Here is a 22,832-nt window from a genome sequence, read left to right on the forward strand (position 1 = left end):
CGGTAGGGACGCTCAGTTCGGCGGCGGTTACGCCGCGCAGCCGGCCAGCAGCCCGGCAATCGTGCCGAGCACCTGGTCACGGGCGGTGTCGATGAAGAAGTGCCCGCCGACGTAGCAGTGCTGGTCGCACGGGCCGGAGGTGAGCTCGGCCCAGCCGTCGCAGTGCTCGGCGGTCACCTCGACGTCGGAATCCCCGCGCAGCACGGTGATCGGGCAGGACAGCGGCATGCCGGGCCGGTGCCGGTAGGTCTCGGCGGCCTTGAAGTCGGCGCGCAGCGTCGGCAGGAAGAGGTCAAGCAGCTCGCGATTGTCCAGCAGGGCCTGCGGTGTCGCGCCGTAGTCCCGCAGCGCGGCGACCAACTCGTTGTGCGGCAACGTGTGCAGGGGCTTGCCCGGCGCCGGCAGATGCGGCGCGCCGCAGCCGGAGACGATCAGGCTCTCCGGCATGGGTCCGCCCATGTACCGGATCCGGCGCACCATCTCGTAGCCGATGAGTGCGCCCATGCTGTGCCCGAACAGCACGTACGGGATGGTCGCCAGCGGCTTGACGGCCTGCACGAGCTCCCGAACCATCTCCTCGAGGTAGGCCAGCGGCGGCTCCAGCAGGCGGCTCTCCCGGCCGGGCAGCCGCGCCGCCCAGACCGTGACGTCCGGCGGCAGCGCGGCCGGCCACGAGTGGTACGCGCTGCTGCCGCCGCCGGCGAAGGGCAGGCAGAGCAGGTTGAGCCGGCCGGTCCGCTGGGGTGTGAGATTGACCAGCCAGTCCTTGCTCGAGTTCATGTCGGCTCCGTTCGCGAGAGTTCGCCACCCCGGATGACAAGCCTTCGCGGTTTTCCGCCGGTTACCCCTGCGGTTGGGCCGATCGGGCGGTGCACCTATGTTTGGCCGATGCCAGTCGTGTTGGGCGCGGCCGCCACCCGCGCGGCCCGGGGCACCGCCCAGGGCCTGTTCGGGCCCCGGTCCGAGTCCGTCGTCGATGCCGTGTGCCGGGTCGTCGGCCTACAGGCGCAGGACGTCAAGGCGAACCGCCTCGCGGTACGCGTGCGCACGGTCGCGGGCGTGGTGCAGGCCGATGTCGACGCCGCGTGCAATGTGGACCGGACCCTGATTCGCACCTGGGCGATGCGGGGCACACTGCACATGCTGGCGGCCGAGGACGTCGGCTGGGTGCTGGGGCTGCTCGGGCCCCGCTTCGCCGCCGGCTACGCCGGACGCCGCAAGCAACTCGGCCTGGACGACCGGGCACTGGAGGCGGCCGTCGACGGGCTGCGCAAGGTGCTCGGCGACGGGGAGCCGTTGCAGCGCGACGAACTGGTGTCCCGCCTGGCGTCCTGCGGCGTGCCGCTCGATCCGCGCAGCCAGGCCCCGGCGCATCTGCTGATGTACGCGGGAATGACCGGGGTCGTGTGCCGAGGGCCGGATGTCGGCGCGGACCGGGCGACGTACACGCTGCTGGCCGACTGGGCCGGGCCGACGCCGGCGATGTCCGAGGACGAGGCCGTCGTCGAGCTGGCCCGGCGCTACCTGATCGGCCACGCGCCGGCCACTCCTGACGACTTCGCGTCCTGGGCCGGGTTGCCGATCGTGCCGTCCCGCGCGGCGTTCGAGGCGCTGTCCCCGGAACTGGTCGAGGTCGAGGCGGCGGGGCGGCGGTGCTGGGTGCCGGCCGCCGTGCCGATCGAGGAGAACGCCGGCGGCGTGCGGCTGCTCGGGCACTTCGACACGTACCTGCTCGGCTACGAGAGCCGAACCCTTGTCGTGGACGAGAAGCACGATCCGCTGATCCAGGCCGGCGGCGGTTTCATCCAGCCGACGATCCTGGTCGACGGCCGCGTGGTCGGGCTGTGGCGGTTGGTGCGCAAGGCGAAGCGGTTCGAGGTCGAGCTGGAACCGTTCGGGGACCTGGCCAAGCGCACGATGGCCGGCATCCGCGCCGAGGTCCGCGACCTCCAGCGGTTCCTCGGGCTTCCGGTGGAGCTGAGATAACCGAACCGTCACGGGACCTGCCTAGTTTTCTCGCTCGATGACGCTGGACCAGCAGCGTCGCGGCCAGTGAGCGAGGAGGACCCAGTGACCGACAGAGGGCGACTTCTCGGCGCGCGTGACCCGGCGGCGGTGCTGTCCGTGTTGCACCAGCGAACCAGCGAGAAGTGGCGCCGTCACGGCCACCACGTGCTGCCGTCGCACATCGCCGAGATGGATCTGCCCGTCGCCCAGGAGCTGCTGACGGCGATCGGCGACCGGCTCGTGGTGACCGGCGGGGACCTGGGCTACGCCTACTCGTTCACCGCGGACAGCCCCGCGCAGCGCGCGCTCGCGGACTGGCTGCGCGACCGGTTCGACTGGTCGGTGCCGACCGACCGGATCCTCTACTACGCGGACGTGATGCGCGTGGTGGAGGCCGGCATCGACGCCTTCAGCAAGCCGGGCGACGCGATCCTCGTCGACGTGCCGGGATATCCCGGGTTCTTCGAGGCGCTGCGGGAACGCGGCCGCGAGATCGTCGGCAATCCGATGGCGCAGCGCAACGGCCGGTGGCAGATCGACATCGCCGGCGTCGAACGGGCCTGCCGGGACGGCGTGAGCGCGTACCTGTTGTGCAGCCCGCACAATCCGACCGGGGCGCTGCACACCCGGGCCGAGCTGGCCATGATCGCCGAGATCACTCACGCCTACGACGTGCCGGTGGTGTGCGACGAGGTGCACAGTCCGCTGGTGTACCCGGGCCGGCGGCACCACCCGTTCGCGCCGATCGCGCACCGGACGCGGACGCTGACCGCGGTGTCCGCGAGCAAGGCGTGGAACATCGCGGGTCTCAAGTGCGCCTTCGGCATTCCCGGCAGCGCGGACGTGCTGGAGGCGCTGCTGGCGCAGCCGACCCGGCAGCGCGACGGCGTCGGCATCCTGGGCGTTGCCGCGACGGAAGCCGCGTACACCAGGGGCGGGCGCTGGCTCGACGACACCCTGCGGTATCTCGGCGACAACCGGCGGCTGCTGTCCCGGCTGATCGCCACCGAGCTGCCGGAGATCGGCTTCACCCCGCCGGCCGCCACCTACCTGGCCTGGCTGGACTGCCGGCGGGTGGCCGACCGGTTCGGCGGGGACCTGGCCGGACAGGTGCTGCGCGAGGGCGGCCTCGCCGCCACCGACGGCATCGAGTTCGGCCGGGAAGGCTTCCTGCGCCTGAACTTCGCGACCACGCGCCCCCTCATCGGCGAGATGACCCGCCGCATGGCGGAAGGGCTGGGAACCACCGTGTCGGACCGGGCGTCCGCCGCCGCATGACCGCTAAGGAGTGGACGACATGAGCCCAACATCGAACCTGAGGCGGCTGCGCCAGCCGGTCGACGCGGCGCCGTCCGTGCTCGCCGAGCATGCCGTGCGCAGCCTGTACGAGGAGGATCCCGAGCTCTACCGGTTGCTGGCCGAGGATCTGCACGCCCAGTCGAACAGCCTGGCCATGGTCGCGTCCACCACGCTGGCGCCGCCGTCGGTGCTGGCCTGCGCCGGCAGCGCGCTGTCCAACATCACCGCCGAGGGCTACCCGGGGCGGCGCTTCCACGCCGGCTGCGGCGTGCTGGACGATGTCGAGAGGATCGCCGTCGAGCGGGCCAAGCTGGCCTTCGGAGCCGAGTACGCCAACGTGCAGCCGCATTCCGGCAGTGCGGCCAACCTGGCCGTCTACTTCGGACTGCTGGCGCCGGGCGACACGATTCTGGGGCTGGGCCTGGACAACGGCGGCCACCTCACGCACGGCTCGCCGGTCTCGGTGACCGGCAAGTACTTCACGGCCGTCGAGTACGGTCTGGACGGCGCCGGCCGCATCGACTACGGCCGTGTCGCCGAGCTGGCCCACCGGCACCAGCCGAAGATCCTGGTCTGCGGGGCCAGCGCGTACCCGCGGGAGCTGGACTTCGCCCGGTTCCGGGAGATCGCCGACGAGGTCGGCGCGATCCTGCTGGCCGACATCTCGCACATCGCCGGCCTGGTCGCCACCGGCGAGCACGTCAGCCCGATCGACCACGCGCACATCACCACCACCAGCACGTACAAGCAGCTGTGCGGGCCGCGCGGCGGCCTGATCCTGATGGGCCGCGACGCCGACGCGTACGTGCCCGGGACCAAACGCACGTTCCGGGCCAACTTGCAGCGCAGCGTTTTCCCGCTGGCGCAGGGCACACCCAACCCCGGTTCGATCGCGGCCAAGGCCAGGGCCATGCAGTACGTGATGTCGCCGGAGTTCCACGCGCTGACCCGCCGGATCACCACCGACGCCAGCACGTTGGCGGCGCAGCTGGGCGACCTGGGCTACCGGGTGCTGACCGGCGGCACCGACAACCACATGGTCCTGCTGGACGTGCTGGCCGCCGGCATGACCGGCACGGTGGCCGAGCAGGCCCTCGAGTCGTGCGGAATCCTGGTGAACAAGAACCGGATCCCGTGGGACACCAAGCCGCCGCAGGTGGCGAGCGGGCTGCGGCTGGGCACCAACACGCTGGCCACCCGCGGCATGACCCCGGCCGACATGGGCCGCTGCGCGGAGCTGTTCGACACCGTGCTGGGCGCGGTGGAGCCGCTGTCCGACACCGAGTACCGACTGCCGGAACGGGTGCGCTCCCGCGTCGCCGCCACCGTGGCCGAGCTGTGCGCGCAGTTCCCGCTGCCCGGCTACCCGTCGGTGGACCTGCCCGAGCACGACCTGGTCGTGGAAGCGTCCTGAAGGGAAACATGTCATGAGCGAGATCGCCGATCTCCTGCCGCTGGTTGACGATCCCGCGGTCACGGACCGGATCGCCCGGCTGACCCGCCGCCAGCGCGCCCTGCTGGACGCGCTGGTGCGCTGGCAGGCCGGCACCAAGGCGGCGGAGAACCGGATCGAGCCGCGGCCCGTCGGCACGGCCGGAATCCCGTTGTCCTACGCCCAGTCCCGGCTGTGGTTCGTCGACCAGCTCCAGCCCGGCAGCCCCGCGTACAACTGCCCGATCGCGGTGCGGCTGCGCGGCGACCTCGACGTGGGCGCGCTGCTGCGCAGCCTGCGGGCCATCGTGGACCGGCACGAGTCGCTGCGGACCCGGTTCGGCTCCCGCGACGGCAGCCCGTTCCAGATCGTCGAGCCGCACATCGAGCTGGACTTCGACCTCGTCGACCTGTCCGGCCGGGCCGAGCAGGAGCGTGAGCAGGAGCTCATCGGCTACGTGCTGGAAGACGGCGGCAAGCCCTTCGACCTGGCCGCCGGGCCGGTGATCCGGACCAGCCTGATCCGGATGGACCCGCGGCACCACGTGCTGCTGATGAACATGCACCACATCGCCACCGACGGCTGGTCGATGCGGCTGTTCTACGAGGAGCTGGCCGAGCTGTACGCGGCGCACAAGCAGGGCCGGCCGTCGGCCCTGCCGCCGCTGCCCGTGCAGTACCCGGACTTCTCCATCTGGGAGCAGAAGTTCCTGTCCGGCGACGGGATCAAGGGCGAGCTCCAGTACTGGCGGCGGCAGCTGGCCGGGCTGCCCGAGCTGGACCTGCCGACCGACCGCCCGCACCCGCCGCTGGCCACGCCGACCGGCTCGGTCACGTACTTCCGGATGGGCGAGCCGGAGGTGGCCGCGGTCACCGAGTTCGGCCGCGAGCAGCGGGCCACGCTGTACATGACCATGCTGGCCGCGTTCATGGCGCTGCTGGGCCGCTACAGCGGGCAGACCGACTTCGCGGTGTCGACCTCGGTCGCCGGCCGGCCGCGGCCGGAGGTCGAGTCGCTGATCGGGTTCTTCGTCAACACGCTGGTGATGCGGGCCGACCTGACCGGCGATCCGACGTTCCGGCAGCTGGTCGACCGGGTCCGGGAGACCACGGTGGCCGCCTTCGCCAACGCCAACGTGCCGTTCGAGCGGCTGGTCGACGAGCTCCAGCCGGTGCGCGACCCGGGCCGCATCCCGCTGGCGCCGGTGATCTTCCTGGTCGACAGCACCCCGGACGAGGGCCCGAAGCTGGACGGCCTGGTGGTGGAGCCGGTCGAGCACGACGCCGGCACGGCCAAGTTCGACCTGCTGCTGGCGATCCGGGTCACCGACGGCCGGCTGCGCGGCCGCGTGCAGTACCGCGGCGACCTGTTCGACCACGACACCGTGGTCCGCTTCCTCGATCACTACCAGGTGCTGCTCAACGCCGCCGTGGCCGCGCCGGACCAGCCGATCTCGGCGCTGCCGGTGCTGACCGAGGCCGAGCACACCCAGCTGGTGCTGGTCCCGAACCGGACCGCGCACGACTTCCCGGACACCCTTGGCCTGCACCAGTTGTTCGAGCAGCAGGCCACCGCCCGGCCGGACGGCATCGCGGCCCGGTTCGGCGACACGGAGATCACCTACCGCGAGCTCGACACGGCCGCGAACCACCTGGCCCACCACCTGATCGGCCACGGCGTGCGCCGCGGCGACCGGGTCGGGCTGGTGCTGCGCCGGACCCCCGAGCTGCTCACGGCGATCCTCGGTGTGCTCAAGGCCGGCGCGAGCTACGTGCCGCTCGACCCGAACTACCCGGCCGAGCGCCTCACGTTCATGGTCTCCGACGCCGACCTCTGCGCCGTGGTGACCGAGCAGGCCGTGGCCGACGCCGTGCCGCCGACCGGGGTTCCCGTGATCGACCTGGTCGCCGACGCGGACCTGCTGCAAGCCGAGTCCGACGCTCGCCCCGAGGTGCACGTCGACTCGGCCGAGGACATCGCCTACGTCATCTACACCTCGGGCTCCACCGGCACGCCCAAGGGCATCCGGCTGGCCCACCGCGGTGTGGTCAACAACCTGACCGACCTCAACCGCCGCTTCGGCATCGGCCCCGGCGACAGCGCACTGGCCCTGTCCTCACCCAGCTTCGACATGTGCGTGTACGAGACGCTGGGCATGCTGACCAGCGGCGGCACCGTGGTCCTGCCCGACCCGGAGGCGGCCAAGGATCCCGTGCACTGGGCCGGACTGCTCGTCCGACACGGCGTCACGGTGTGGAACTCGGCGCCGTCGCTGCTGGAACTGCTGGTGGAGCATCTGGACAACGTGCCGACCGCGCTGCCGTCGCTGCGGGTGGCCTGGCTGGGCGGTGACTGGATCCCGGTCACGCTGCCCGACCGGATCCGTTCGCACGCGGTGAATCTGAACGTGATCAGCCTCGGCGGGGCGACGGAGGCGTCCATTCACTCGATCATCCACCCGGTCACCGCGGTGGATCCGGAATGGACGAGCATCCCGTACGGCGTGCCGATGGCCAACCAGGAGGCATACATCCTGGACGAGGCCATGCAGCCGGTGCCGGTCGGCGTGCCGGGCGAGCTGTATCTCGGCGGCGTCGGCCTGGCCAAGGGCTACCTGAACCGGCCGGAGCTGACCGCGGAGAAGTTCCCGCGCTGGCAGGGCAAGCGCGTGTTCCGCACCGGCGACCTGGCCAAGTGGCGGCGCGACGGCGAGATCGAGCTGTTGGGCCGCAAGGACTTCCTGGTCAAGGTGAACGGACTGCGGATAGAGCTGGGTGAGATCGAGACCGCGCTGCGGGAGCACCCGCAGGTGGCCGACGCGGTCGTCGCGGTCCGGGACAACGCCGGCGACAAGGGCCTGGTCGGCTTCGTGGTGGCCGGTCCCGGCGGCGCGCTGGACCTGGCCGACGTGCGCAAGCGGCTGGAGCAGCGGCTGCCCGGCTACATGATCCCGCCGGTGCTGGCCGTGCTGGACGAGATCCCGGTCAGCCCCAACGGCAAGATCGACCGCCTGGCGCTGCCGGAGATCCGGCGCGACGGCATCGCCGACGGCACCGGCGGACCGCCGACCACCGACTCCGAGCGGCACGTGGTCGCGGTGTGGCAGGAGCTGCTCGGCGTCGACTCGATCGGCGTCGACGAGGACTTCTTCGATCTCGGCGGCGACTCGTTCAAGGCGATCCGGGTGGTGCAGCAGATCCGTCCCGGCCTGCCGGTGGTGGAGCTGTTCAAGAACCCGACCGCGCGGCGGCTGGGCGCGTTCCTGGACTCGACCGAGGCGGACGCGGCCGGTGGCGCGCCGCGGATGCTGCACCTGCTGTCGCCACGGCCGTCCGCGCGGCCGGCGGTGTCGCTGGTGTGCGTTCCGTTCGGTGGCGGCAACGTCGTGTCGTACCAGCCGCTGGCCAACAACCTGCCCGAGCGGTTCGCTCTGTGGTCCACCGCCTTGCCCGGGCACGAGCTGTCCCGCCCGGACGAGCCGCTGCTGCCGATCGCGGAGTCCGCGAAGCTGCTGGCCGAGGAGATCATCGAGCGCATCGACGGCCCGGTCGCCCTGTACGGGCAGTGCGCCGGCACCACGCTCGTGCTGGAGGCCGCCGCGCTGCTCGAGGAACGCGGCGTCGAGCTCGAGGCCGTCTACCTCGGGGCGCTGCTGCCCGATCCGGAGCCCGAGGTCAGCGTCCGGCGCGGCATCGACGACGGCGGCCCCACCGAGGAGTTCTACCAGGCCCTGCGGTCGCTCGGCGGCTTCGACGGCGCCCTCAGCGAGGCCGACCTGGCCGCGATCCTGGAGATCGTCTGGCACGACCTCCTCGAGGCGTCGCGGTTCTTCCTCGACCGGGAGAGCCGGCCGCCGGTGAAGCTGCGGGCCCCGGTCCGCGTCATCGTCGGCGACGAGGACCAGGCCACGCGCGGGTTCGAGGAGCGGTTCACCGAGTGGGAGCGGTTCGCCTATTCGGTGCGGCTGGCCGTGCTGCCCGGCGGCGGCCACTACTTCGTCACCTACAACGCGTCCGAGCTCGCGGAGGTGCTCGCGGCGTTCCACCGGGCGTGACCGACGGGGCGCCCCCGGTTCCCGGGGGCGCCCTTCTCTCTTTCGAGGCACGGCAAGGAGGAGTCATGGCGTTGGACGGTTCTCCCATTTTCCGGTGCTTGACCATGGCCGAGGTCTCGGAGTCGCTCCGGCGGCGGGGGTGGACCCTGGCCGCCGCCAGTGTCTCGATCCGCCTGCCCCACGGCGCCGAGGCCCTCGTCACCGCCGGCCAGGAGGTGGCCCGCATCCGCGTCGCCGATGCCACTGCCGTTGGCCGGTCCCCGTCGTCCGCCTCGGCGGCCGCGCTGCACGCGGCGCTGTACCGCGCCCTGCCCCGGTGCAACGCCGTTGTGCACGCGCAGCCGCCCGTAGCCATGGCCATTGCCGCCAGGGCCTGGCGTCGCGGTGCCGACGAGGTCCGCCTGGGAGAGGACGCCTTCGCCGTTCCCGTACGCGGCGACCTGACGGACATGCCGACCTCGGACACCCCGCCCGCGCTGCTCGTCGCCGGTTACGGCGCCACGACCTGGGGCACCACCCTGGAGATCGCGCTGCATCGCCTTGAGCGCCTGGAACACCTGTGCCAGCAGAGCCTGCTGGCCGGCGTCGCCAGTGCGGCTGGTGCCAGGGCGGCGTGAACTCCGGCCGCCGTCCTCATCGACTGATCCACGATCGTGGATCAGTCGATGCGCGTCTGCTGGCCGACAACCTCACCGACGCAAGAACCCGTCCACCAACCGCAGCAATTCCACCGGCCGGTCCAGCTCCACGTGATGCCCGGCTCCCGGCACCACCACGACCTGCGCCCCGGGCAACGCCGTCCGAAACTCCGCCAACCGCGCCCCGACCAGCTGGCCGCCGGACTCACCCGGATCCGGCGCCACCGCGAGCACCGGCACAGTGATCGGCTTCAACACCGATGCCCAGTCGACGGGCTCCTGCTCGCCGTCCACCATCGCCTCGAAAACCCCGTCCGCGGTGTCCGTCAACGCCGCCGCGATCATCCGCAGCCACGACTCGTCCCGAGCGCGCGCCCCCGCCAGCGAGGCCACGATCTCGTTCAGGGCCGCCGCGCCAACCACCACTCGTGCCGCATGGCCGCGCGCAAACCGGGCCAGTCCTCGTCACGCAGGATCGGCGGATCCACCACGACCACGCGACCGAGCGCCGGATGTCCGGCGGCCGCCGCGTACAACGCCACGTTCGCGCCGAGCGAGTGCCCCACCAGATCTACTTCGGGGAACCGCGCCGACAAACCGTCCAGGACGCCCAGGATGTCCGCCGCATAGTCGGCGAACCGGTACCCCTCGGCCGGCCGGTCGCTCGCGCCGTGACCGCGCAGGTCCAGGCAGTACACGGTGCGGTTGTCGGCCAGTTCGGCGGCCAGCGGGGCGAAGGTGCGCCAGGATTCGAAGATTCCGTGCAGCACCAGGGCCGGCGGCACGTCGGCGGGGCCGGGCCACTTCGCCGCGTGCAGGAACAGCCGGCCGGTCGGCAGGAAGACCGGCCGCCGGCAGTGGGAGCCCGGCGACCGGGTGTCGGTGCGGTCGATGGTCATCGCGTGAGGGTGCGCGCGCGTGGTTGGACCGGGGTTATCCGCCCGGCCGCGCTGTAACCCCGGGCTAACTCCCCGTTTCTAGCTTCGCCGAGTGGCTTGGTCACCGCCCGGTGGCGGACCCGAGTCGGAAACGCACCTGTGATGGGAGCTGCCATGACGATCTCCGTTCCGCTGCGCGCGGAGTCCGCGCGGGAACCGAACGAGGGTGGGTCCGCGACCGACCGCTGGCGGGCCTACCTCGCCGACGCGCCCGCCGACGTCGACCTGCCGTTCACGACTGCCCGCATTGACCAGGAATTCCGCGCCGCCACCGTGCCGATCCCCGCGCTGGTCTCGGCCGTCGCCGCGCTGCGTGACTACGGCGGCGACGCCGACGCCGGCTGGCTGGTCGCGCTGGCCGCGCTGGTCAGCCGGTTCACCGGCCAGCAGGAGATCGTCGTCGGCTCGCCGGCCGGCGACCGGGCCACGGCGCAGCGGGTGCGCGCCGCCGGCGAGTTGTCGTTCGCCGTCGCGGTCGCGGCCATGGACCGGCCCGGCATCGAGCCGATCGCGGTCGACACGATGACCGAGCTGATGCACTCGGCCGGACCGGCCTTCACCGTCGGCTACGTGCGGGGCGCCGACCCACAGCCGTGGCCGCACGCCACCGTGAGCCTGCTGGTGTCCGCGGACGGCATGCCGGCCCTGGGCTTCGACGAGTCCGTTGTGGACAGTGCGACGATGGCGTGGTTCGCCGCCCACCTGGCCACGCTGATGACCAGCATCATGGCCGAGCCGGACGTGGAGCTGTCCCGCCTCGACATCCTGGCGGCCAGTGAGCGGCACCGGATCGTGGTCGGCTTCAACGACACCGCCCGCCAGTGGGAAGACCAGCGCTCCTTCGCGGCCCGGGTCGCCGACGTCGCCGCGGCCACGCCGGACGCGGTCGCGGTGACCTACCGCGGCGCGACGATGACCTACCGGGAGCTGGACTCCCGGGCCAACCAGCTCGCCTGGCACCTGCTGGACGGCGGCGTCACCGAGGGCGACGCCGTCGCGCTGTTCCTGGAGCGCTCGCCCGAGGCCGTCATCGCCACGCTCGCCGTGCTGCGCATCGCCGCCGTCGTGGTGCCGCTGGACCCGGCCGACAACGACGAGTGGATCGCCTACATGGTGCGGGATTCCGCCGCCGCCGCGATCATCACCGACTCCGGCCTCTCCGGCCGCCTGCCGCGCGCCCGGCACACCGTGCGGGCCAGCGCGCGAGTGCCGATGACCGTCCTGATGGACACCGACGCCGCCGAGTTGGCCGCGCAGCCGGACGAGCACCCGCCGGTGGTCATCGCGCCGACGATGACCAGCCACGTCGTGTACACCTCGGGCTCCACCGGCGTGCCCAAGGGCGCGCTGGCCGACCACCGCGGCCTGATCAACATGCTGAACTGGATGCCGGCGGCCTACCGGATCACCGCGGAGTCCCGCGGCACCTGGATCTGCGCGCCGGGCTTCGCCATCGGTCGCATCGAGTGGATGCCGTTCGTCGCGGCCGGCGCGCAGGTGCACATCGCCGACGCGATCATCGCCGGCTCGCCCGAGCGGACCAGGGACTGGATGCGGGACAACCAGGTCTCGCACACGCTGATGGTCACCTCCTTCGCGCAGCGGGTGTGCGCGCTGCCGTGGACGCAGGAGAGCGACCTGCAGTACATGATCATGCTGGGCGAGCCGGTCCGCCGCTGGCCCCGCAAGGAGCTGCCGTTCGCCGTGACGGTCAGCTACGGCTCGACCGAGGCCGCCGTCGTGACGTCCACGTACGACGCGTCCACCGGCGCCGACGAGACCTCCGCGGCCGTGCCGACGGCCGAGCTGGCGCTGCGCCGCCCGTCCGCCGGCCACCCGGTCGCCAACACCCGGGTGTACCTGCTGGACGCGCACCGCGCGCCGGTCCCGGTCGGCGCCGCCGGCGAGATCTATGTGGCCGGCGACGGCGTCTGCACCGGCTACCTGAACCTGGGCGCGGAGACCAGCGAGCGCTTCGTGCCGACCAGCCTGGTCGAGGAGTCCAGCCCGACCCTGTTCCGCACCGGCGACCTCGGCCGCTGGCGCGCGGACGGCTCGCTGGAGGCGTTGGGGCGCGAGGACTCCCAGACCTGGGTGCACGGCGTCCGGGTCGAGGTCGGCGAGATCGAGGCCGTCTTCGCCGACCTGCCGGAGATCCGCGAGGTCGCCGTGGTCGCCCGCGACGGACGGCTGATCGCCTACCTGGTGCCGGCCGACCACCGCGCGTGGGAGCCGAAGGCGGTGCTGGCGCGCGCCGGCCGGCGACTCGCCGCGCACCAGATCCCCGAACAGCTGGTACGCGCCGACTCGTTGCCGCGGCTGGCCAACGGCAAGCTGGACCGGCAGAAGCTGCCCGCGCCGCCGACGGCGGTGCGCATGGTCACCGACCGGGCGGCCCGGTTCTCGCCGTTCCCGCTGACCGACACGCAGCAGGAGCGCTGGATCGCGCGCGGCGACATCGTCGGGCTGAGCGCGGCCGGCTGCCACCGGTACTGGGAGTGGGAGTGCGAAGGCCTTGACGTCGACCGGTTCCGGCTGGCGTGGCACCGCTTGGTCGACCGGCACGACGCGCTGCGCACGGTGATCCTGCCCGACGCCACGCAGCAGGTGCTGGCCGATCCCGCGCAGCGCACCATCCCCGTGGTCGATCTGCGTTGGCGTACAACCGAAGACGCGCAAGCTCGGGTGGAGCAGCTGCGCGCCCAGCTGGCCGAACAGCCCCGGTCCTCCGGCGACTACCCGCTGTGGGACGTCCGGCTGACCCAGATGCCGGGCAACATGGTCCGCGTCCACCTGTGCCTCGACCAGCTGATCGTGGACGCGTGGAGCTACCTGCACGTGCTGGTGCCGGAGCTGACCGCGTACTACGCGGACCTGGAGGCCGAGCTGCCGGAGCCGGCGCTGAGCTGGCGGGACTACGTGATGTCGCTGGCCGTCGGCCTGGAGTCCACAATGGACTACAAGCAGGCCCGCCGGTACTGGATGGCCCGGATGGACCGGCTGCCGGCGGCGCCGGCGCTGCCCAGCCCGACCGGCGAGGCCACCGCGGGCGCCACGCCGACCCGGCGTGAGGTGCGTATGCCGGCCCAGCGCTGGAGCCTGCTCAAGAACCGGGCCGCCGCGCTGTCGGTGACGCCGTCGGGCATCGTGACGGCCGCGTTCGCCGAGGTGCTGCGGGCGTGGAGCTCGTCGCCGCAGTTCACCGTGAACCTGATGTGCTTCCCACGGATTCCGCTGCACCACGACGTGTCGTCGGTGCTCGGCGAGTTCAGCACCTCGGTGCTGGTCGCGGTGGATCCGGTCGGTGACAGCTTCGCCGAGCGCGCGCTGTCGTTGCAGCGCCGCATCGCCGAGGACGTGGAACACGCCCAGTACAGCGGATTCCGGGCGATCCGCGAGCACGTCGGCGCCGGTCGCGAGCCGCGCCCCGTGTTCCCGGTCGTGCTCACCGACCTGCTCGACCAGCCGCTGCGCCGCTGCCGTACCGCGCTCGGCACCGTGGTGCACACCTCGGCCAGCACCCCGCAGGTGCTGCTGGACCTCCAGATGTCCGAAGTGGACGGTGCGCTGACCGTGGCGCTGCACTCGGTGGACGCCGCCTATCCGGCGGGCATGGCCGTGGACATGACGGCCGCGCTGCGCCTGCTGCTGGACCGACTCGTTGACGACGCCGACTGCTGGCGCATGCGGGGACAGATGGTTCTCGCGCCCAACCCCGCTATGCGCGGCGCCCAAGCCCCCGTCACGGGCGACAGTGCTCCCATCGCCCGTGACGGGGCCCAATCCAGCTCGTCGACCAGGAGCGCGCAATGACCAACACAGCACCGCACGGCGCGTGGCAGTCCCCGCTCAGCGCGGAGGACGTGGCCCGCGCGGGTGGCGAGCCCCGCTGGCTGATGGAGCAGTGGGTGACGGTCGTGGACGACGCTGTCTGGTGGGCGGAGCTGCGGCCCACTGAGGGCGGCCGGTCCGCGGTGGTGCGGTGGACTCCCGACGGCGGCACCGAGGAGATGCTGCCGACCGGGTGGAACGCGCGCAACCGGCTGCACGAGATGGGATCCCGGCCGTTCGCGGTCGACGCGGACGGGGAGCGGTTCGTCTTCACCAACTGGGACGACCACCGGCTCTACCTGAAGGAGCCGGGCAGCGACCCGGCGCCGCTCACCCCGCTGCCCGAGGTGCCGGCGTCGCTGCGCTACTCCGACGCGATCTTCCACGGCGACGAGGTGTGGTGCCTGCGCGAGGCCATCACCGGCCCGCGCGGCACGGACACCTGGCGCGAGCTGATCGCGGTCCCGTTGGACGGCAGCGGTGACGTCCGCGTGCTGGCGCACTCGCACCGGTTCATGCACGGCCCGCGCGTCTCGCCGGACGGCCGGCACCTGGCCTGGCTGGGCTGGGACCACCCGGCAATGCCCTGGGACGGCACGGAGTTGTGCGTCGCCACCGTGAACGAGAACGGCGTCGTCGGCTCGCACCGAGTGCTGGCCGGCGGCCCGAAGGAGGCTATCTGCCAGCTGTGGTGGACGGGTGACGACGCGCTGACCGTGCTGTCCGACCCTGACGGGTGGTGGAATCCGTACCGCGTCGGCCTCGACGGCACCCAGACTCCACTGTGGACCGGCGAGCAGGAGATGGGCGGCCCGCTGTGGCGGCCCGGCCTGAGCTGGGGTGCGCCGCTGGCCGACGGCCGGATCGGCCTGATCTCGGTGGCGTGGCGGGAACGCGACGGCCGCCAGATCAACGCCGCCGGCCTGGTCGTCCTCGACCCGGCCACCGGCGAGCTGACCCGGATCGACTCCCCGCACACGGCGTGGGCCGGCCTGGCCGCGTCCGGCACGACGTTCGCCGCGGTCGCCGCCGGCCCCGACGACCAGCCGACCGTGGTTCGGGTCGACGCCGACAGCGGGGAGATCACGCCACTGACGCCGCCGCGGTACACGCCGCTGCCGCCCGAGTGGCGGCCGCAGTCCTGGCACCGCCGGTTCCCGGCCGAGGACGGCAGCGACATCCACGCCGTCGTCTACCTGCCGCGCAACCCCGACTACGCCGCGCCAGAAGGCGAACTCCCGCCGCTGCTGGTGACCGTCCACGGTGGACCGACGGGGCGGGCGATCGACGCGCTCGACCCGGAGATCACGTTCTTCACCTCCCGCGGCATCGCGGTGGTGCAGGTCAACCACGGCGGCTCGGTCGGCCTCGGCCGGGCCTACCGGGAGCGCCTGCGCGGCCAGTGGGGCGTGATCGACGTGCAGGACTGCGTGATCGTCGCGACCACATTGGCCGACGAGGGCCTGGTCGACCGGGACCGGCTGGTGATCCGCGGCGGCTCGGCCGGCGGCTGGACCACCTGCCAGTCACTGACCACAGTGGACACCTACCGGTGCGGCACCTCGTACTACCCGGTGGTCGACCCGCTCGGCTGGGCCACCGGCGACACCCACGACCTGGAATCCCACTACCTGTACAGCATGCTCGGCCCGCTGCCCGAGGCCGAACCGCTCTACCACGAGCGGTCGCCGATCGCCAACGCGCACCGGCTCACCGCCCCGCTGCTGATGCTGGAGGAGGAGGACGTGATCTGCCCGCCGGAGCCGTGCGAGCGGATGATGGCCGCGATCAAGGGCCGCGACATCTTGCACGCCTACCTGACCTTCCCCGGCGAGCAGCACGTGTTCCGCCGCTCCGAGTCGGTGCGCCGGGCGCTGGAGTCCGAACTTTCCTTCTACGGCCAGATCCTCGGCTTCGACCCGGTCGGTGTGCCGCGGCTCGAGCTCACCACCTGACGTCAGGAGTCGGCGATGACCACCACCCCCTGCCCACCGCCAGACACCGGCGCACCGTGCTCGCCGCGGTGTTCGGCAACCTGATCGAGCAGTTCGACTGGCTGGCGTTCGGGCTGTTCGCGCCGATGTTCGCCGGACAGTTCTTCCCGTCGGCGGACCCGGTCAGCTCGCTGCTGAGCACGTTCGCGGTGTTCGCCGCGGGCATGTTCTGCCGGCCCGTCGGCGGCATCCTGCTGGCCCGGTTCGCCGACCGCCGCGGCCGCAAACCCGCGCTGATGCTGGCCATCGTGCTGATGACCGGCGGGTCGCTGCTGATCGGGCTGTCACCGACCTACGCGCAGATCGGGGTGGCCGCGCCGCTGCTGCTGGCGGTGGCCCGGATCGCCCAGGGCATCTCCGCGGGCGGCGAGTGGCCGTCCGCGGTGACGTTCCTGATGGAACTGGCGCCGAAGAACCGCAGGTGCCGGTACGGCAGCTTCTTCGCCATCACGGGCGCGGGCGGCGTGATGATCGCCTCGCTGCTCGGCGCGGTGCTCAGCGGCGTGCTCGGCTCGTCGGCGATGGCCGCGTACGGCTGGCGGGCGCCGTTCCTGCTCGGCGGCGTGTTCGGCCTGCTGCTCCTGGTGCTGCGCAGCCGGATCGGCGAGAGCGCGGTGTTCGAGCGTGACGTCCGGGCCGAGCGGACCCGCGGCTCGCTGTCGGCCCTGCTGCGCGGGCACTGGCGGTCGGTGCTGCTGACCGTGGTGTTCGTGGCCGGCACGACCGTGGTCAGCAGCATCTGGACCGCGGTGGTGCCGGCGATGGGCCAGCGGATCGCGCCGGCCGGCGAGGTCTACTGGGTGGTCGTCGTCTGCACGCTCGCGTCCATGGCCGTCCAGATCCCGATCGGCATGCTCGGCGACCGCTTCGGCGTGCACCCGCTGCTGGCCGTGTTCGGCGCCGGCTGCGCGGTGCTGGGACCGTTCGCCTATCTCGGCATCGGCCCCAGCCCGGTCAACCTGTTGTTCTCGTACGGCAGCGGGATCTTGTTCATCACGTTCCTCACCGCGGCCATGCCGACGGTGATGGCGGCGATGTACCCGGCGCGGCTGCGCACGATCGGCATCGGCCTGCCGCACAGCGTCACCACGGCCCTGTTCGGCGGCGTCACGCCCTGGCTCGCGACCTATCTCGCGGGCCGGGGGGCGTCCGGCTGGTTCATCGCCGGCGCGGTGGTGACCGTGCTGGCGGCGTGGGGCGCGGCGATCGTGGCCGTGCGGCGGGCGTCTCGCCCGCGGGCCGAGGACGGCGGCGCCAGACCGATCGGCACCACGGTCACCACCTACGACACCGCGGCGTGACCCGACTGCCAGGAGGCAGCAGATGGAGGCCCTGACAGCGGCGCTGGAACCGGCGCTGGCCGCAGTGGGACAGCAGCCGGCCGGACACGCGATCACCGTGATCCGGCCGGTGGTCAGCGCCGAGCTGCTCGGCGCGGTGCTGCACCGGCTGTCCACGGTCACGTCGATGGTCACCTCGGTGCGCACGATGGCGACCCATCCCTGCACCGCACTGGAGTTCACGGTGCGGCTGGACAGCCCCGCCGGCAACGCCGAGGCCGTCCTGCGCGCCGCGCTGTCCGAGATCGGCGCTCGCTGCCGGGCGGACATCGCGGTGCGCCGCACGAGCATGCGCCACCGGCTCGTGGTGTTCGACGTGGATTCCACGCTCATCCGCGGCGAGGCGATCGACGTGCTCGCCGCGCACGTCGGCAAGGGCAGCGAGGTCCGGCGGGTCACCGACCAGACGATGCGGGGAGAGGTGGACTTCGCCACCTCCCTGCGGTCGCGGGTCTCGGTGCTCGCCGGACTGCCCATGGACGTCGTCGACCGCGCCGGGCGTGACCTGGAGCTCACGCCCGGCGCGCTGGTCGCCGTACGGTCGTTGCAGGCGCGGGGGATCCGGGTCGGCGCGGTGTCCGGCGGCCTGACGCCGATCGTGTCCCGGTTGGCCGAGCGGCTCGGCCTGGACTTCTTCCTGGCCAACATGCCCGAGGTGGTCGACGGCCGGCTGACCGGCGGCCTGACCGGCCGGATCGTCGACAGCGCCGGAAAGGCGGCCGCGCTGAACCACTTCGCGGCCGCCGAGGGGATTTCTCCGCGGGAGTGCGTGGCGGTCGGCGACGGCGCGAACGACATCGGCATGATCTCCGCCGCCGGGCTGGGCATCGCGTTCAACGCCAAGCCGGTCGTCCGCGCCGCCGCCGACGCCGTGCTGTCCTACCCGCGGCTCGACCTGGTGCTGCCGCTGCTCGGGATCCCGGTCCCGTGCGCGGTCGTCGACTCGCCGCTGGTGGCGTGACGGGTGCGGCCCAGCCCGGGCACGAACCGCCCGACCCGCGCGGTGTAGTGCCGGTAGGCGACACCGTGGACCTGGCGCAGGTTCGGCTCCTCGATGAGCCGGACCTGCGTTTCCACGCCCAGCACCAGCACGGCGAACAGGGCCACCGACAGCACGCTCGGCGCCATCAGCACGAAACCGATCACGGTCAGCAGCACCGAGCTGAAGATGGGGTTGCGCACCAGCGAGTACGGGCCACCGGTGACCAGCGACGTCTGCTCGGAGTGCTGCACCCCGATGCGCCACGAGTCGCCCAGCGCCAACTGCGACACCAGGCTCACCAGGATCCCGACCAGCACGACCACCAGGCCGGCCACCCGCAGCCCGGAGACGTCGGCCAGCAGCGGCAGTCCGAACAGCGCCCAAGCCGGCCCGAGCACGCCGCCGACGTGGCCGCCGACGAGCAGCAGACTGGACCACCACTCGGCGGAGCCGCGCTGCCCGCCGAAGCCGCGCAGCCCGGTGTCGCCGGTGCGCCGGTGCTGGATGATCGCCCGCAGGGCGATGCCCTGGGCGAGCCAGAGCACGTAGAGGACGAGAGCGAGCACGGTCATGGCAGCATCTCCTTGTAGGTCACGGGAAGTTCATGCAGGTGGTGCACGATGAAGCTCGGCTTCCACCGCAGCTGCGACACCGGCGTCGACAGCGTCAGGTCGGTGAACCGGGCCAGCAGCCGGCCGACCGCCAGCTGACCCTCCAGGCGCGCCAGCTGCGCGCCGACGCAGTAGTGCATGCCGAAGCCGAACGACACGTGGTGGTTGTCGGACCGTCCGATGTGGACGGTGTGCGGGTCGCGGAACCGGGCCTCGTCGAGGTTGGCGGCCGGCAGCGACACCGCGATGTGCTCGCCGGCGGCGATGTGCACGCCGCCGATGGTCAGCGGCTCGGCGGCGAACCGGTACGTGATGGTGGAGACCGGACTGTCCACCCGCAGCGCCTCCTCGACGGCCGCCGGCACGAGCGTGGGGTCCGCGTACAGGTCGGCCAGCGCGTCCGGGTGGGTGAGGATGAGCAGCAGCGTGTTGGCGATCAGGTTGACGGTGGTCTCGAAGCCGGCGTTGAGCAGCAGGAAGCTGTTGGACCGCACCTCGATGTCGGTCAGGCGGTCGTCGTTGTCCTGCGCCGCAAGGAGTCCGGAGATCAGATCCGACCCGGGGCGCCGGCGACGGTCGGCGATCAGCTCGGTGAAGTACCGGTCGAACCACTGCCCGGTCTGGATGAGGTCGCCGGGTTCGGTGCTGGCGTTCACCCCGATCAGCACGTCCGCGTGGCCGAGGAACTCGGGGCGGTCGCCGGCCGGGATGCCCAGCAGCTCGCAGATCACCGCGGCCGGCAGCGGCTGCGCGAGTTCGGCCACCAGGTCCGCCTCCGAGCGGCCGGACAGCTCGTCCAGCAGCTCGTCCACGAGCTCGCTGATCCGTGGCCGCAGCAGCTCCACGCGGCGCGGCGTGAAGGCCTTCACCACCAGACGGCGCAGTCGGGTGTGGTCGGGCGGGTCGGCGAACAGCATGTGCCGGCTGAGCACGAAATCGTCGCCGGCCAGGCCGAAGTAGCCGCGCAGCTCGGGTGCGGCGTGCTCGACCGAGCGGAGCACCCGTGGGTCCGACAGCGCGGCGCGCACCTCGTGGTAGCCGGTGACCAGCCAGGACGGCATGCCGTCCGGCAGGGTGATCCGGTGCACCGGGCCGGGGTCACCCAGCTCGGCGGTGAGCGCGCGGGCATCCGAGAACAGTTCCGTGCGCATGGAGCATCACCTCCTGGTGTTTTCGCAGATCGTGGCCATTCGCGGTTATCACGGGGTTACCGTCGCTGGTTGTTTTTTCGGGTGTCAACGCCGTTGTCGAATAGAATCGAGTCATGACGGAAACCATCGAGCCGGCGGCCGTCCTGCACGGCGACGCCGCGATCTACACACGTTCGGTGCTGGCCATCTACGACCCGATCGCACTCGGCGTGATGTGCCCGCTGGTCTGGAAGTGCTCGCCGCGGGTGATGCTGTCGTTCTACAACCGCAATGTGCGCGGCCGGCACCTCGATATCGGCCCCGGCACGGGGATCTTCCTCGACCGCTGCGCGTTCCCGGTGCCGAACCCGTCGGTCGTGGTCGCCGACCTCAATCAGAACGTGCTCGACACCGTGCGCGAGCGCATCGCCCGCTACCACCCGGAGACGCTGGTTCGCGACGCGCTGCTGCCGCTCGACCTGGGCGAACGGCGGTTCGAGTCGGTCGGCCTGCTCAGCGTGCTGCACTGCCTGCCCGGCACGATGGCCGACAAGGCCGTCGTGTTCGACAACGTGCGCGGGCACGTCGAGCCGGGCGGCCGGATCTTCGGCGGCACGGTGCTCGGCGACGGCCCTAACCACACCCGCCTCATGCGCTGGATGATCGGGAAGTACAACCAGGCCGGCAGTTTCGCCAATGACGGCGACCGGTTGGCCCAGCTGCACACGGAACTGGGTCGGCGTTTCGACGACTATCGAATCTACCTGCACGGTGCGATGGCGTTCTTCGAAATCCAGCTCTGATGCTCGACGTGTGGTTCCTGCCGGAGCGGGAACCACACGTCGAGTGCCTTTCAGTCCGTCGGCACGAAACTGATACGCGCGTTCAGCGTGCGATCAGGATCGAGCAGTATTTCCCCGTCGATGCCGGTCTTCGACAATTCGACTCCCCGCGCCCTGGCCGATTCCGCCGCCGCGTCCACGTCGGCGACGGCCAGCGCGACCCCGAACAGCCCGGGCCGGATCGCGGCGCCGGGTCCGATGAGCCGGACCACGGTGCCGTCGGCCAGCCGCCAGCTCGCGGTGGCGACGTCCAGCACCGGGTCGACGCCCCGCACGGCCGGCGGCTCCCCGAACAGCGTGGTGTAGCGGCGGATCCCCGCGGCGATGTCGGCCACGGCGACGTCGGCCCGGGACAGGCCGGTGATCGTGTAGCCGAGGTCGTCCGGATGCGGATCGGCCTGTGGCGGGTGCGTGTACGAGATCAGCGACGGCAGCAGGCCGGCGGCGAACTCCTCGCCGTAGCCGCCGAGGGAGAAGCCGCGGATGGAGCCGTCCGGGCGGACCGCGTGCCCGCTGATCGGCGGGTCAAGGGCCAGACCGGCCGCGTTGAGCTCCTCGACGGTGCCGACCAGGTCGTCGACCCCGAGCACGAACGCCAGCCAGCCGCCGCCCTCACCGCTCACCTCGATGATCCGCCGCCCCACCGGCAGCCCGCCGGCCACCGCGCGGTCGTGATCGGTGATCATCTCCAGGTACAGCCCGGGAATGTGCACGACCTTGTTCGCGGTGCCGAAGTCCGGGTGCACCCCGCCGCGCACGGCGTGCAGGCCGAGCGCGCCGGCCAGGCCGGCGACCGCGGTGTCCAGGTCGGCGACCGCCAGCATCACATGGTCGATTCCGGTGATCGGCACGTGTCCTCCTCTGGTAGCCCGCGGCGGTCGATCTTGCCGCCGCTGGTCGTCGGCAGCTCCGTCACGATCCACGCGGACGGCAGCATGAAGGCCGGCAGCGCACGGGCCAGCACCGCCCGCAATGCCGTGGTGTGCGGGGGATTCGCCGGCTCCGGCTCGACGTAGGCGACCAGCCGCCGCCCGCCGTCGCCGTCCTCCCGCGCGATCACCGCGCACCGGCGGACCCCGGGCTGCGCGGCCAGCACGCTCTCCACCTCGCCCGGATACACGCGGTGGCCCATGATCTTGACCTCGTCGTCGGCGCGGCCGACGACCTCGATCGTGCCGTCCGGCCAGCGGCGGGCGTGGTCGCCGGTCCGGTACAGCACCGGGTGCGGGTCGTCGGTGATCGGGTTGGGCAGGAACGTCGCGGCCGTCGCGTCGGCCCGGTTGAGGTAGCCCTGCGAGAGCCCGGCCCCCGAGACGTACAGCTCGCCGACGACTCCCGGCCCCACCACCGCCATACTGCCGTCCAGCACGTACGCGCGGACGTTGGGCACCGGGCGCCCGACCGGCACGGTCGGCCCACCGGCCAACCCGGTGAGGTCGCACGTGGCGACGACGTTGGCCTCGGTCGAGCCGTACACGTTCAGCACGCGGAACGGCAGCCCGGCCGGGGGCCAGTCGCGCAGCAGCTCGCCGGCCACGCGCATCGACCGCAGCGCACAGTCACGAGGCCATGGCAGCGCCCACAGTCGTTCGGCCATCGCGGTGAGTTGCAGCGTGTGCGTGATCCGCCGGTCGATCAGCCAGTCCCGCAACGCTTCCGGCGACGAGGCCGTGAGCTGGTCCGGGATCACGACCGTGCCGCCCGCGGCCAGCACCGGGAAGAAGTCCATTTCCA

At 72.1% G+C, this 22,832-nt stretch carries 17 protein-coding genes; 10 read left to right on the forward strand and 7 right to left on the reverse strand.

Annotation, left to right across the window (positions count from 1 at the left end):
• Positions 1-27: 27 nt before the first annotated feature.
• The gene (locus M3Q35_RS48325) at positions 28-780 is read right to left on the reverse strand and encodes a thioesterase II family protein (protein WP_273939416.1); all 753 of its coding nucleotides are present in this window, start codon (positions 778-780) and stop codon (positions 28-30) included.
• 108 nt (positions 781-888) lie between these two features.
• Between M3Q35_RS48325 and M3Q35_RS48330 the strand changes: the two genes are divergently transcribed.
• The 5 genes from M3Q35_RS48330 to M3Q35_RS48350 all read left to right on the forward strand — a co-directional run bounded on the left by M3Q35_RS48330 (position 889) and on the right by M3Q35_RS48350 (position 9,409).
• Positions 889-1,986, forward strand: a complete 1,098-nt coding sequence (locus M3Q35_RS48330) for a winged helix DNA-binding domain-containing protein (RefSeq protein WP_273939417.1) — start codon at positions 889-891, stop codon at positions 1,984-1,986.
• A gap of 84 nt (positions 1,987-2,070) precedes the next feature.
• Entirely contained in the window at positions 2,071-3,285 is a 1,215-nt protein-coding gene (locus M3Q35_RS48335; protein WP_273939418.1) for a MalY/PatB family protein, read from the forward strand.
• Positions 3,286-3,304: 19 nt separating this feature from the next.
• Positions 3,305-4,720, forward strand: a complete 1,416-nt coding sequence (locus M3Q35_RS48340) for a serine hydroxymethyltransferase (RefSeq protein ID WP_273939419.1) — start codon at positions 3,305-3,307, stop codon at positions 4,718-4,720.
• 13 nt (positions 4,721-4,733) lie between these two features.
• Positions 4,734-8,792 (forward strand): non-ribosomal peptide synthetase, encoded by a 4,059-nt coding sequence (locus M3Q35_RS48345; protein WP_273939420.1) that lies wholly within the window; start codon positions 4,734-4,736, stop codon positions 8,790-8,792.
• 104 nt (positions 8,793-8,896) lie between these two features.
• Complete coding sequence (locus tag M3Q35_RS48350; protein WP_273939421.1) at positions 8,897-9,409, forward strand: class II aldolase/adducin family protein; 513 nt, start codon at positions 8,897-8,899, stop codon at positions 9,407-9,409.
• A 72-nt stretch (positions 9,410-9,481) separates the two neighbouring features.
• On the opposite strand, the gene M3Q35_RS48355 is transcribed toward M3Q35_RS48350, so the two are convergent.
• Together M3Q35_RS48355 and M3Q35_RS48360 are read right to left on the reverse strand one after the other, a co-directional pair.
• Positions 9,482-9,856 (reverse strand): alpha/beta fold hydrolase, encoded by a 375-nt coding sequence (locus M3Q35_RS48355; protein WP_273939422.1) that lies wholly within the window; start codon positions 9,854-9,856, stop codon positions 9,482-9,484.
• A complete protein-coding gene (locus tag M3Q35_RS48360; RefSeq protein WP_273939424.1) occupies positions 9,832-10,329 on the reverse strand; it encodes an alpha/beta fold hydrolase in 498 nt (165 codons plus the stop codon). Before M3Q35_RS48360 ends, M3Q35_RS48355 begins: the two co-directional genes overlap by 25 nt.
• A 153-nt stretch (positions 10,330-10,482) precedes the next feature.
• Between M3Q35_RS48360 and M3Q35_RS48365 the strand changes: the two genes are divergently transcribed.
• The 4 genes from M3Q35_RS48365 to serB are packed head-to-tail and all read left to right on the forward strand — an operon-like array spanning position 10,483 to position 18,494.
• Positions 10,483-14,181, forward strand: coding sequence for an AMP-binding protein (locus M3Q35_RS48365; RefSeq protein ID WP_273939425.1), 3,699 nt, complete (start codon positions 10,483-10,485; stop codon positions 14,179-14,181).
• Positions 14,178-16,154, forward strand: coding sequence for a prolyl oligopeptidase family serine peptidase (locus tag M3Q35_RS48370; protein ID WP_273939426.1), 1,977 nt, complete (start codon positions 14,178-14,180; stop codon positions 16,152-16,154). Before M3Q35_RS48365 ends, M3Q35_RS48370 begins: the two co-directional genes overlap by 4 nt.
• 56 nt (positions 16,155-16,210) lie before the next feature.
• A complete protein-coding gene (locus M3Q35_RS48375; protein ID WP_273939427.1) occupies positions 16,211-17,494 on the forward strand; it encodes an MFS transporter in 1,284 nt (427 codons plus the stop codon).
• A gap of 22 nt (positions 17,495-17,516) precedes the next feature.
• Positions 17,517-18,494 (forward strand): phosphoserine phosphatase SerB, encoded by a 978-nt coding sequence (serB, locus tag M3Q35_RS48380; protein WP_273939428.1) that lies wholly within the window; start codon positions 17,517-17,519, stop codon positions 18,492-18,494.
• On the opposite strand, the gene M3Q35_RS48385 is transcribed toward serB, so the two are convergent.
• Entirely contained in the window at positions 18,413-19,087 is a 675-nt protein-coding gene (locus M3Q35_RS48385) for a methyltransferase family protein (RefSeq protein ID WP_273939429.1), read from the reverse strand. The two genes, serB and M3Q35_RS48385, sit on opposite strands and share 82 nt — an antisense overlap.
• Positions 19,084-20,277 (reverse strand): cytochrome P450 family protein, encoded by a 1,194-nt coding sequence (locus M3Q35_RS48390; protein ID WP_273939430.1) that lies wholly within the window; start codon positions 20,275-20,277, stop codon positions 19,084-19,086. The genes M3Q35_RS48385 and M3Q35_RS48390 overlap by 4 nt, the downstream gene beginning before the upstream one ends.
• Before the next feature lie 113 nt (positions 20,278-20,390).
• Here M3Q35_RS48390 and M3Q35_RS48395 point away from each other — a divergent pair, with 113 nt between their 5' ends.
• Entirely contained in the window at positions 20,391-21,059 is a 669-nt protein-coding gene (locus M3Q35_RS48395) for a class I SAM-dependent methyltransferase (RefSeq protein ID WP_273939431.1), read from the forward strand.
• Positions 21,060-21,109: 50 nt separating this feature from the next.
• Here the strand turns inward: M3Q35_RS48395 and M3Q35_RS48400 are convergent, their stop codons facing one another.
• Both M3Q35_RS48400 and M3Q35_RS48405 read right to left on the reverse strand, forming a co-directional pair.
• Positions 21,110-21,949 carry a VOC family protein gene (locus M3Q35_RS48400; protein WP_273939432.1) on the reverse strand — a complete coding sequence of 280 codons (840 nt, stop codon included), beginning with the start codon at positions 21,947-21,949 and terminating at the stop codon, positions 21,110-21,112.
• The gene (locus M3Q35_RS48405; protein ID WP_273939433.1) at positions 21,922-22,827 is read right to left on the reverse strand and encodes an AMP-binding protein; all 906 of its coding nucleotides are present in this window, start codon (positions 22,825-22,827) and stop codon (positions 21,922-21,924) included. Before M3Q35_RS48405 ends, M3Q35_RS48400 begins: the two co-directional genes overlap by 28 nt.
• Positions 22,828-22,832 lie beyond the last annotated feature (5 nt).

The sequence above is a fragment of the Kutzneria chonburiensis genome, assembly GCF_028622115.1.
Taxonomy (GTDB): Bacteria; Actinomycetota; Actinomycetes; order Mycobacteriales; family Pseudonocardiaceae; genus Kutzneria; species Kutzneria chonburiensis.

Bases quoted from the DNA above. Each gene is read 5' to 3' on its own strand.
- serB (WP_273939428.1), top strand. From the start codon at position 17,517: ATGGAGGCCCTGACAGCGGCGCTGGAACCGGCGCTGGCCGCAGTGGGA.
- M3Q35_RS48360 (WP_273939424.1), bottom strand. From the start codon at position 10,329: ATGACCATCGACCGCACCGACACCCGGTCGCCGGGCTCCCACTGCCGG.
- M3Q35_RS48370 (WP_273939426.1), top strand. From the start codon at position 14,178: ATGACCAACACAGCACCGCACGGCGCGTGGCAGTCCCCGCTCAGCGCG.
- M3Q35_RS48340 (WP_273939419.1), top strand. From the start codon at position 3,305: ATGAGCCCAACATCGAACCTGAGGCGGCTGCGCCAGCCGGTCGACGCG.
- M3Q35_RS48365 (WP_273939425.1), top strand. From the start codon at position 10,483: ATGACGATCTCCGTTCCGCTGCGCGCGGAGTCCGCGCGGGAACCGAAC.
- M3Q35_RS48330 (WP_273939417.1), top strand. From the start codon at position 889: ATGCCAGTCGTGTTGGGCGCGGCCGCCACCCGCGCGGCCCGGGGCACC.
- M3Q35_RS48385 (WP_273939429.1), bottom strand. From the start codon at position 19,087: ATGACCGTGCTCGCTCTCGTCCTCTACGTGCTCTGGCTCGCCCAGGGC.
- M3Q35_RS48345 (WP_273939420.1), top strand. From the start codon at position 4,734: ATGAGCGAGATCGCCGATCTCCTGCCGCTGGTTGACGATCCCGCGGTC.
- M3Q35_RS48405 (WP_273939433.1), bottom strand. From the start codon at position 22,827: ATGGACTTCTTCCCGGTGCTGGCCGCGGGCGGCACGGTCGTGATCCCG.
- M3Q35_RS48350 (WP_273939421.1), top strand. From the start codon at position 8,897: ATGGCCGAGGTCTCGGAGTCGCTCCGGCGGCGGGGGTGGACCCTGGCC.
- M3Q35_RS48395 (WP_273939431.1), top strand. From the start codon at position 20,391: ATGACGGAAACCATCGAGCCGGCGGCCGTCCTGCACGGCGACGCCGCG.
- M3Q35_RS48390 (WP_273939430.1), bottom strand. From the start codon at position 20,277: ATGCGCACGGAACTGTTCTCGGATGCCCGCGCGCTCACCGCCGAGCTG.
- M3Q35_RS48325 (WP_273939416.1), bottom strand. From the start codon at position 780: ATGAACTCGAGCAAGGACTGGCTGGTCAATCTCACACCCCAGCGGACC.